The organism is Flavobacterium sp. A45 (assembly GCF_002001005.1).
Lineage (GTDB): Bacteria > Bacteroidota > Bacteroidia > Flavobacteriales > Flavobacteriaceae > Flavobacterium.
Genome location: NZ_MUNX01000141.1, coordinates 1 through 10451, shown reverse-complemented (window position 1 = coordinate 10451; position 10451 = coordinate 1). Strand labels below are relative to the sequence as shown.

The 10451-nt window shown below is 33.4% G+C and carries 10 protein-coding genes; 2 read left to right on the top strand and 8 right to left on the bottom strand.

Annotated elements, in window-relative coordinates; genetic code table 11:
• Nucleotides 1-175: 175 nt before the first annotated feature.
• Both B0E44_RS16085 and B0E44_RS16080 read left to right on the top strand, forming a co-directional pair.
• On the top strand, nt 176-1189 hold the full coding sequence (locus B0E44_RS16085) for an outer membrane beta-barrel protein (RefSeq protein ID WP_077377580.1): 1014 nt from the start codon (nt 176-178) through the stop codon (nt 1187-1189).
• Nucleotides 1190-1352: 163 nt separating this feature from the next.
• Nucleotides 1353-2093 carry a tyrosine-protein phosphatase gene (locus B0E44_RS16080; RefSeq protein ID WP_077377577.1) on the top strand — a complete coding sequence of 247 codons (741 nt, stop codon included), beginning with the start codon at nt 1353-1355 and terminating at the stop codon, nt 2091-2093.
• 100 nt (nt 2094-2193) lie between these two features.
• Here B0E44_RS16080 and B0E44_RS16075 read toward each other — a convergent pair whose 3' ends face one another.
• From B0E44_RS16075 to B0E44_RS18965, 8 genes are all read right to left on the bottom strand, one after another.
• Nucleotides 2194-4563 (bottom strand): tyrosine-protein kinase, encoded by a 2370-nt coding sequence (locus B0E44_RS16075; protein WP_077377574.1) that lies wholly within the window; start codon nt 4561-4563, stop codon nt 2194-2196.
• A 7-nt stretch (nt 4564-4570) separates the two neighbouring features.
• Nucleotides 4571-5365 carry a polysaccharide biosynthesis/export family protein gene (locus B0E44_RS16070; protein ID WP_077377571.1) on the bottom strand — a complete coding sequence of 265 codons (795 nt, stop codon included), beginning with the start codon at nt 5363-5365 and terminating at the stop codon, nt 4571-4573.
• 44 nt (nt 5366-5409) lie between these two features.
• On the bottom strand, nt 5410-6552 hold the full coding sequence (locus tag B0E44_RS16065) for a DegT/DnrJ/EryC1/StrS aminotransferase family protein (protein WP_077377568.1): 1143 nt from the start codon (nt 6550-6552) through the stop codon (nt 5410-5412).
• Nucleotides 6553-7353 carry an FkbM family methyltransferase gene (locus tag B0E44_RS16060; protein WP_077377565.1) on the bottom strand — a complete coding sequence of 267 codons (801 nt, stop codon included), beginning with the start codon at nt 7351-7353 and terminating at the stop codon, nt 6553-6555. It lies immediately after the preceding gene.
• Between the two features lie 59 nt (nt 7354-7412).
• Nucleotides 7413-8447 carry an ATP-grasp domain-containing protein gene (locus B0E44_RS16055; RefSeq protein WP_077377562.1) on the bottom strand — a complete coding sequence of 345 codons (1035 nt, stop codon included), beginning with the start codon at nt 8445-8447 and terminating at the stop codon, nt 7413-7415.
• Nucleotides 8448-8450: 3 nt separating this feature from the next.
• Nucleotides 8451-9047 carry a sugar transferase gene (locus B0E44_RS16050; RefSeq protein ID WP_077377559.1) on the bottom strand — a complete coding sequence of 199 codons (597 nt, stop codon included), beginning with the start codon at nt 9045-9047 and terminating at the stop codon, nt 8451-8453.
• Nucleotides 9040-10218 carry a glycosyltransferase family 4 protein gene (locus B0E44_RS16045; protein WP_077377557.1) on the bottom strand — a complete coding sequence of 393 codons (1179 nt, stop codon included), beginning with the start codon at nt 10216-10218 and terminating at the stop codon, nt 9040-9042. Before B0E44_RS16045 ends, B0E44_RS16050 begins: the two co-directional genes overlap by 8 nt.
• A 12-nt stretch (nt 10219-10230) precedes the next feature.
• The coding region (locus B0E44_RS18965; RefSeq protein WP_217341315.1) for a hypothetical protein at nt 10231-10451 on the bottom strand (221 nt) is incomplete at its 5' end.

Here is a 10451-nt window from a genome sequence, read left to right as displayed (position 1 = left end):
AGGAAATACACATTATTTTTCGATGATTTTCGGATATCGATAATTCTTCTCTGAAACTTTCAAAAAAATTTTTCTGTTAACGAAAAGTTAATAATTTCGTCGAAGAAAAAAGAAAAAATAACCAAAATTGATTCAATTACCCTAATTGAATTACTAACTAAAAAACAGATTAAATATGAAAAAAGTAATTACCATTTTAGTGTTAGCCTTGACTACAAGTATTGCATTTGCGCAAGATGCTCCAGAGACCACACCATTACAAATTTCTGGTTCTGGAGATTTATATTACAAGTATGATTTTTCAAAAAATCAAAACATTAAAACAAGTTTTGGAACAGATCAAAATTCAGTGTCTTTAGGGATGCTTGATATTGCTTTTAAGAAAACCATAAAGAAAGTGTCTTTCGTGGGTGAAGTTTCTTTTGGACCAAGAGGACAATATCAATCCATTCCAAATGGCGATGGAACAGATTTGAATTCCTTCCACATTCAAAATTTATATGCAACTTATGCAGTTTCAGATAAATTTAGTTTTACTGCAGGTTACATGGGGACTTTTATAGGATACGAAGTGATTTCGCCTTTAGGGAATTTTAGCTACTCTACTTCTTATTTGTTCACCAACGGGCCATTCCAGAATGCAGGTGTTAAAGTCAATTATAAAATATCGGAAAAATTTGGTGCAATGTTAGGAGTGTTTAATGACTCTTGGAATTCATACAAAGCCGACCCTATTAAAGGATTGAATGCTGTAGGAGGTCAATTGTCCTATGTTTCTGGAGGAACAAGTGCTTACCTTAATTTTATGGACGGTTCTGTAAGTGGTACTATTTTTGATTTAACAGCGACATTCCAACTTACTGAAAAATTCAAATTAGGTGTAAACGGAGCTGATTTTTCAAACGAAGGCGACGTGGGTTATTCAGGAGCTGCGATATACCCATCTTATGCGATTAGCGATGCTTTTGCTTTGGGAGTACGTGCTGAATATTTTAAGTACAAAGAAGGTTCAGGAGATACTGATGTAACAGCTTTTACATTATCAGGTAACTATAAAGTTAGTGGATTAACTATTATTCCAGAGTTTAGAATTGATAGTAATTCAGATGATGTTATGTTTGTTAATTCGGATATGAATCCTACTAGTTCTGCTTCTCAAGTTCTTTTAGCCGTAGTTTACGGATTCTAATTTTAGAAGTTTTTATTTGAGATTTAAAATGTAATATTTAAAAGATATTTTTTTTTTGCTGTCAAGATCCTTAGTGATTTTGGCAGCTTTTTTTGTTTAGGCCAGACTAGTTATGGTTTATTTAATTTTCACTTCCTTTGTAGTTCATTTTAAATAGAAGCCATTGTTTTTATTTTTCAAAAATAGACCTGTACTAAGAGATTTGATTCCATCGGATCATGTGGATATTCATTCCCATTTATTGCCAGGTATTGATGATGGCGCTCAAACTTTTGAGCAAACACTTGATTTGGTTCAAGCGCTTCAAGGTTTTGGAGTTTCACAATTTGTGACTACTCCACATATTATGCATCAAGTTTGGGATAATACAAGTGAAAGTATTCTTTTGCTTAAAGATCAAGCAATTCTTGAGCTTGAAAAAAATGACAAAAAGGTTCCTTTTCGCGCTGCTTCAGAGTATTTGATGGATGAACACTTTGTAAAGCTTTTTCAAACGGGGAAGTTGTTGACTTTGAAGGATAATTATGTATTGGTAGAGATGTCTTATTTGAATGCTCCGATGCAATTGTATAATATACTTTTTGATTTGCAGGTGGCAGGCTATATCCCTGTTTTGGCACACCCGGAGCGTTATGCATTTTATCACAATAATTTTGATGAATATCTAAAATTGAAGCGGGTAGGCTGTCTTTTTCAATTGAATTTATTGGCAGTTGTGGGATATTATGGGGAGCCAATCGCTAAGAAAGCCGAGCAATTATTGCAAAAGGGAATGTATGATTTTGTGGGATCGGATGTACATCACAGTAAGCATATTGCTTTTTTTGAAGAAAAAGTAAAGCTGAAGGATGTGACGGCTCTCAAAGAAGTGATAGGGAACAATCAGTTCTTTAGAATTGAGTAACTCCATGGCGATAAAAAAATGGGCAACAAACAATTATGGAACTGCCCCCAAAAAGTTGGAAACTATTTGTGGGTATTTTTATAGAACTTTTGATTCTAGTTTATTTAGTCCATAATTTTTTGTGCCAAGGTTTTTTTTTGTTTTTTATACCGTAGCCATAGCCGTAGCCATATCCTTTTGTAGAATCTGTATCATTAAGAAGCAGACACATATTGGGTAACTTTTGCTCCAGATATAAGTTATTGGCAATATGCAACATTCTTTTTTCCAGGAAATTGGCTCGAATGACAAATAGGAAGCAATCGGCGTGTTTTGCGATTAAAAGCGTATCGGTAACGAGACTTATCGGAGCAGTATCAACTATGATGTAATCGTATTGGGCTTTGATTGTTTTGAATAAGGTATCGACTTTTTGGCTCAATAATAATTCGGCTGGATTGGGGGGAATGATACCTGCTGGTAAGATATAAAAGTTTTCGTATCCTTTTTGTTTTATGATTAAATCTTCCAGTGCAATGTCTTTATTTGAAAGGTAGTTAGTGAGTCCTTGATCTGGTAAGGATACATAATCGTCAAGTTTTGGATTTCGAATATCCATTCCTATAAGTAATACCTTTTTACCAGATAATGCAAAGGTTGCCGCTAGGTTTACCGATACAAACGTTTTGCCTTCCTTTGAAAAAGTAGAGGTTAGGAATAAGGTTTTGGCTTGGTTTTCTGGAACTTTACTGAGCATGAATTCCAAATTGGTTCTAATGATTCGTAAGGCTTCGGCAGAACTGGTTCTACTTTCGGATTTGATAATTTGGGTATTCGCATCGGATGTGGGAATGTCTCCAAGGTATGGAATTGTTGTTTTTCCTTCCAGATCAAGGCGGCTTTTTATTTTCGTATCCAACAAATCCATGAGGTATATAATTCCAAAAGGGATTAGTATACCAATTATAAAAGCGACTAAATAGATGATCTTTTTCTTGGGAGCTACAGGAGTATGGCTTGCTTTTGCTGCGTCGATCACTCTGGCGTTAGGTTCTGTTGCCGACAAAGAAATTGCTGTTTCTTCTCTTTTTTGGAGTAGATACAAATAGAGCTCTTCTTTTATTTTTTGTTGCCTAGCAATGACTTTAAATTGACGTTCTTGAATTGGAATTTTTTCAATCTTAGAATCCATAAATCCTTTATGGCTGTCCAGATCTCTTTTCTGTATTATTAGAGTGGATTTTAAACGGTCTAAACTAGAAAGGAGGTTTTGTTTTAAAGATGCAATTTGCTGATCCATTTTCAAGACCGTTGGATTGGCAGTGGTTGCAGATTTTAGGATTCTATTACGATCCAAAACGAGCTCATTATACATAGTGATAATTCCTGCAGCATCTTCTTCTCCGGCAATAAGATTGGTGGGAAGCAAATCGGTGTTGTTGCTTTTTTTAATGTAGTCGAACATGGAATTTACAACATTAAGTTGGATTTCTGTTTCTACTCCTTTTTTGTCATACGTATTGGATCCTTCTATAAAAAGTTTGGCTTCCGAATCGATGTCGGTCAAGTTATTTGTTTTTTTGAAACTCTCAACATCCTGTTCCACTCCATCCAATTCCCTAGTGATTAAGGACAGTCTTTCAGCTATGAATTTGGATGTGTTTTCGGAAATTTGGTTTTTATCGGTAATGGCATCTTGGTTGTAAATTTGTATTAAATTATCCAAGAAAATTTCGGCTTTTTCATATACGGGATCAACCAATGATAATTCAACAACACTACTGGTCTTACTTAGTGGATTTATATTGAGACGATTTCTAAAGCCATCCACAATATCATCCATTGGACTTACCTGTATAGTAATTTCTCGATTGTTAATTTTGGATAATTTGCTTGGGTTTTTAGTTATGACCAAATTCCAGTTTTGGGTTGTTATAAGTTCGCCATATTGAAATTCCTTTTTATTTAAGAAGCCTTTTTTTGATGATTCGCTTTCAGGTTGGTTCTCCAATTGAAAAGTTGTTGGTGAAATTTCTACAAATTGAAGCGTTGTTTTTGACTCATAAAATTCAACTGATTTTGGGGTAAAATGAATGTTAATGGGCTTTTTTTCAAACATTTCAGAGTTAATAATATTTCCTTTAATGTAAGTTGAAATGTTTAGATTCAGTTTTTTTACTGTGTTTTCTATTAAAGTTCTCGATTTTAAAATTTCAATTTCATTATCGAGATTATTTTTTAAACCGCTTTCAATTCCCATATCCGAAAATGCCGAAAGTTCGGATAGCATTCCCCCCTTTTTTTCGTCTTTGACCAAAATTATGGCTGTTGCCTTGAATTGAGGTGTCGTATAGCGCAAGTAAATAGTGGCTATAATGATACTTATAAGCGTTCCAATTAAAAACCATCTCCAGTGAACTAAATAGTGATCTATGAAGTTACGTAATAGAAATTCTCTATTCTGATTTTCATTTGAAGGATTTCTTTCCATAGAAGAATTATTTTGCTGTCGTTACTATTAAAGTTATTAATGTAATCAATAATGAAGTGATTGAGATTATGACTCCTGTGTTTGGTCCCACTGCCGATCCGTTAACCTTATTTTTATTGGGCTCGACATAAACAATATCGTTTTGTGCCAAATAATAAAATGGGGAATTCATAAATTCGGATTTCGTAATATCGACTCTGTTGAAACTTTTTACTCCGTCTATTTCTCTTATAATTAATATATTGTCTCGTTTGCCATAGATGGTCAGATCCTTAGCCATAGATAGAGCTTCGATGAGGGTCACCCTTTCTGATGTGATCGTATAAGATCCTGGCAATGTTACCTCTCCCTGAACTGAAATTTTAAAATTCATGATACGAAGATTGATAATAGGATTCTTGATATAGGCTGAAATTTTTTCTTGTAAAAGTTGAACAACTTGAGATCTTGCCATTCCACTTACTTTTAATCGTCCTAAAATTGGGAAATCAATTAACCCATTCGAATCGACTAAATACAGTTGGGTAGTTTGTGCACCAGCAACATCTTGTTTGGTTGGATTTACGGTTGTGTAAGTTTTTAAATTGAAAGGGGCTGCAATTTCAGCATCTTCTGCAGAAACGATAATCATTAACAAATCATCTGGCTGTATTTTTATTTCATATGAATTGGTTTTTTCTTGTAAAGAAGTTTTATCAATATCTTGATAGTAAACTATATCTTTCCGAGAAGCACACGAAAAAAGGATTAGAGTTAGTAACAATAGCGATACTGGTCTTTTAAACAATAAAGTTAAATACATATGTTGGTTTATTTTAGAATCAATATTTGATAATTCAAATTCAATTAACCCAATAAATTTAATAAAACAGCCCTTATTCGATTTCGATCCAAATCTGTTAAATTTGAACCAGAGGGTAAACTCAGCCCATTTTCAAAAAGGGTTTCGGCAATTTTATTTCCATAAAAAGGGCAGCTTTCATAGAGTGGTTGTAGGTGCATGGGTTTCCATAAGGGTCTGCATTCTATATTGGAATCTAATAAGGTCAATCGGATGGTTTCTCGGTCGATGCCATTTTGGGTTTCTTTAGGATTAACCTGTATGGAAGTCAACCAATAATTCGCAAAATAGTCTGGGTTTTTTGTAGAATAAACTGTAATTCCAGGAATATTTTCAAAAAGGGCTACATAAAAATCATGCATCGATCTTCTTAAACTTATATGTTCATCCAATACTTTCATCTGCCCGCGTCCAATTCCCGCACAAATATTGCTCATTTGATAATTGTATCCGATTTCACTGTGTTGATAATGAGGAGCTTCGTCTTTTGATTGTGAGGCAAGAAACTGTGCTTTTTTCTTTAACGTTTGATTGGAAGTTACAATTGCTCCGCCTCCTGAAGTAGTTATGATCTTGTTGCCATTGAATGAAAAAACGCTAATATCTCCAAAAGTGCCACATTTTTGACCTTTGTAGCTGCTGCCTAAAGCTTCGGCACTGTCTTCAAGAATGGGGATGTTGTATTTATTGGCTACTGCTCTTACTTCCTCAATTTGATAAGGGACTCCATATAAATGGACTGTGATGATTGCTTTTGGTATTTGGCCTTTGTATATACAATCTACAATTGCTGTTTCTAAAGCAACGGGACAAAGATTCCAGGTTTCGAGTTCACTATCGATAAATACGGGAGTTGCACCTTGGTAGAGAATTGGATTTGCCGAAGCTGAAAAGGTCAGTGATTGGCAAATAACGACATCACCGGTTTTTACACCCAAGAGGATTAATCCCAAATGAATAGCGGCAGTTGCTGAGCTGAGTGCTGTTACAAAAAGATCCTGAGAGAGATATTTTTCTAAATCATGCTCAAACTCGGTAATATTTGTCCCCAATGGCGCAATCCAATTAGTGTCAAAGGCCTCGTGTATATAGTTCAGCTCAGTCCCTCCCATGTGAGGGGAGGATAACCATATTTTTTGATTGTTCATTTAATTGTAATATTGGAAGAATATATTCGGGGTTTTTTTATTTAGATAATCATTATAGTCAATAATCTCTTCTAACTTGTCGTTGTAGATAGTATAATCATAGTTTTTGAAAAAAGTTAAAATATTTTCTGCATCGTTTTGTATCTCTACCATTAATTTTGGGTGATACTTGGCAATAATTTTTTTAAATCCTTGTAATACATTCCATTCATATCCTTCAACATCAATTTTCACAAAATCGGGTAAATGAGAAGCTTTTTCATAATAACTGTCTAAAGTAATTACTTTTGCTTGAGTGACAATCATCTCCGAAGAAGTTTCGGCAGATAATTTTCGACTGGATAAATAGCCATCAAAGTTTTTAATGAATGAATTGTTTTGGCCAGATATGGGGTCGATGTAAAAATCAAGAGTTCCATTAATATCTCCGGCTCCCGCATTTTCAACAGTTATGATTTGTTCGATTTTTTGAGGTAAATACGCAATATTTTTTTTTAAATAAAATAAATTAAGTTCACTAGGCTCAAAAACATCAATTTTCCCTGTTTCTCCAACTAAAATAGAATATAAAGTAGTGAAATAGCCAATATGTCCGCCAATTTCCAAAACATAATCACCCTTTCTAATCCATTTTTGAAATATTCGGATGGTGTTTTCTTCTCTTTTTTTTCCAAAGTACCAATAGCCTTTATGATGGTATGTATTTATTAGAAATTTTTTATTTGTAAAGTGATGGGTAATAATTGTATTTATAGCGGTAGCCTTCAGTATTTTTAGAAATAGCTTTCTAATTTTATCCATTTTTTTGTTACTTTATTAGTTAAAAAATTCTAAAATGAACAATATTTTATTTGTTAATACTAAAGGAGCTTCTTATCGATTGTTATTTTTTCGGGTTTATTGACACTGATTTTTTTCTCACTTTCAGAATTATAATTCCTAATCAAAATTTCATCATCATAACGCAGCATCATTAGGTTTTCCTCCCAATCTTCATAGAAGGGTATTTTGGTATCTCCTAGTATGTATTCTTGTATAATCCATTTTGGATAGTTTCCTCCGGCAAGATAACTTAATGGAAACCCACCGCTAAATCTAGGATTAATTTCGATACCATAAATTACTTCTGTATCATTATTGACAAATAATTGTAAAGATATACAGCCTCTTAATCCGGAAATGTGCTTAAACTTTGAGGCAATTATATCTATAAACCATGTCCTTCTTGTTATGGCCTTATTGACTTCACCTGCACGTATTTCTAATCTCTCCCTTGGAATGAGACATTTTAGATTACTTGTTTTGTCAAAATACATATCGATAGTATATTCTGTAAAATCGTTATGTTCCAAATACTCAAAAAACAATAATTTTTCATTAGAAAAATGATAAGCAGTCAATTCTGATTCTTTTTTTACAATATAATTATCAACACTTCTGCTTCCGTCGATTGGTTTTATATAAAGCGGTAAAGTGAAATTATTTTTATCGAATTCTTTGGCATAATCAATTTTTAGTTTTTCAAAAAAGCGATTGGTTAGCCTTTTGTTTATTAATGTTTTAATGTTGTCATAATCGGAAACGAGGATTTCAATCTGGTGTTTTTTGAACAAGTCCATATTTTGAGACAAAACGAGTAACTCAGTGTCAATCGTTGGTACGATAAGTTTGATGTTATTGTCAATTGCAATTTGTAACAATTCTGCAATATAGTTATATTGGGTTACAGATGGTGTTTTAAAATAGCCATCAGAAACCCTACAACCAGCAGATTTTTCAGGTGAGGAATCAGTGGTATATACTTTTGAATCCGAAAAAATAAGTTTCAGTTCGGTTTTAAACGAGCGAACAAGGGAGACTCTTTTTCCTGCACAAGTGATTAAGATGTTACTCATAGGTTAATTTTTACCGTTAAACGATTCTGTATTTGTTGGGTTGGTTTTCAGTGGTATAAGAACTTTTTTTAGAGTTAAAAATACAATTTTTAAATCCAAAAAAAAGCTTTTATGTTCAATATACCATAAATCATATTCAAATTTTGTTTGCCAAGAAGTGATGTTTTCTTTGTTCACTTGTGCCCATCCAGTGATGCCCGGCTTAACTTCGTGGCGTTTTTTTTGGGTTTCATTATATAAAGGTAAATATTCAGGTAATAAAGGTCTTGGTCCCACAAGGCTCATGTCACCCCGAATTACATTGATGAGTTGCGGGATTTCGTCCAGAGATATTCTTCGGGCAAAATTGCCTAATCGGGTCATTCTTTTTGAATCAGGGAGTAAGTTGCCATCAGAATCTTTTTTATTGGTCATGGTCTTAAACTTAAACATATTAAAGATTTGACCATTTTTTCCAGGTCTTTTTTGGACAAAAAAAGGTTCTCCTTCATTTGCAAAAAATAGTACTATTGTTATAATTACAAATAATGGAGTCAGTAGCACTAAGTTTATGCTTGCCAGAATTATATCAATTAATCTTTTGAAAAAGGTATCATACATGACTTTCCAGTTTTTGATATTCGGCTAAAAGTGCTTCCCAAACTACAATTTGTTCAAATCGAGAAACAACCATTGGTCTTGCATTTTGTTGCAAATAATTTCGCAGATTAGTGTCTGTGATTATTTCTTTCATTGCAGTAAATAAGGCATTGCAATCTTTGGGAGGAATCAGAATTCCATTTTTTTGATGCTCTATGATTTCATTGCAACCATTTATATTTGTCACAATGCTCGGCAATCGCATAGCACCCGCTTCTAAAACGGCATTTGGGAAACCCTCACGATAACTGGGAAAGACCAAAACATCCGAAACTGCATAATAGGGACGAACGTCTTTTTGAAATGGTACAAAAATAACTTGGGAATTCTTTTCGATTTCTAACAAGCTTTCTTTGCGAAGAGGGTCTAATTCTGATTCAAAAAAACCAACTAACAACAGTTTGGCCTGATTAAATTGTGTTGTAATTTTTTGGAAAGCAACAAGCAACTCATTTATGCCTTTATCGCCTGTCAATCGACCAACGTATACAAAAACAAATTCTTCTGGTTTTATTCCTAGAGATTTTTTTAAATCTAATATATCTTCAGTCGCTATTTTTTCTGGATTGAAAAATTGAGTATCAATTCCATTGGTACTGCCATTTGCGATGATTTTTAATTTTTCTGGTTTACAGAAACCCTCTTGGATAATAATATTTTTCAATCCTTTGGAATTAGAATAAATTTTTGAAGCACAAGAGTATGTGATTTTTTCAACAAAATTCAGCAGTTTTCGTTTACTGCCATTTGTTTCCAATAGAGGCAAACCAGCAACAGTATGTAAACGATGTGGAATACCCGCCATTTTTGAAGCAATCATTCCAATGGTTCCAGCTTTTGGAGTATGTGTATGAACTATTAAAGGTTGCTCTTTTTTGAGATAGCGATACAGTTGCCACAACGCTTTTAAGTCTTGCCAAGGTGTTATTTTTCGGGTCATTTCTACTGCATAAACGGGAATGTTTTGTGATTTTCCCACTCTTTCTAAGTTTTCTTTATCCGATGAAATTGCTGTAACTTCATAATAATCCTTCATGAAAAGCAATTGATTGTTTAACAGTTTTTCAAGAGAAATAGGAACGGTAGTGATGCGGATGAGTTTGTGATTTCTTTCTAATATTTTTTGATTCATTTTGTCTCAATATTACTTTATTCCCCTAAATAGTCTATTATACAAATACCCAGTAAAAGTGGGATGATAATAAAGCTTGCTTTCCACATTTTCTTTTTTGAATGTTCTTAAATTGTTTTTTTTAAGATCTTTCAATGTTGATTTCATTAATTCAATGGCGATCCCATATTGATGGAAAGGGTATGTAATATAATTATCATTATCTGAAATTGTTATAATAGATTGTTTTATAA

Coding starts and splice junctions, on each gene's coding strand:
- B0E44_RS16085 (WP_077377580.1), top strand. CDS start 176: ATGAAAAAAGTAATTACCATTTTAGTGTTAGCCTTGACTACAAGTATT.
- B0E44_RS16075 (WP_077377574.1), bottom strand. CDS start 4,563: ATGGAAAGAAATCCTTCAAATGAAAATCAGAATAGAGAATTTCTATTA.
- B0E44_RS16070 (WP_077377571.1), bottom strand. CDS start 5,365: ATGTATTTAACTTTATTGTTTAAAAGACCAGTATCGCTATTGTTACTA.
- B0E44_RS16065 (WP_077377568.1), bottom strand. CDS start 6,552: ATGAACAATCAAAAAATATGGTTATCCTCCCCTCACATGGGAGGGACT.
- B0E44_RS16060 (WP_077377565.1), bottom strand. CDS start 7,353: ATGGATAAAATTAGAAAGCTATTTCTAAAAATACTGAAGGCTACCGCT.
- B0E44_RS16055 (WP_077377562.1), bottom strand. CDS start 8,447: ATGAGTAACATCTTAATCACTTGTGCAGGAAAAAGAGTCTCCCTTGTT.
- B0E44_RS16050 (WP_077377559.1), bottom strand. CDS start 9,047: ATGTATGATACCTTTTTCAAAAGATTAATTGATATAATTCTGGCAAGC.
- B0E44_RS16045 (WP_077377557.1), bottom strand. CDS start 10,218: ATGAATCAAAAAATATTAGAAAGAAATCACAAACTCATCCGCATCACT.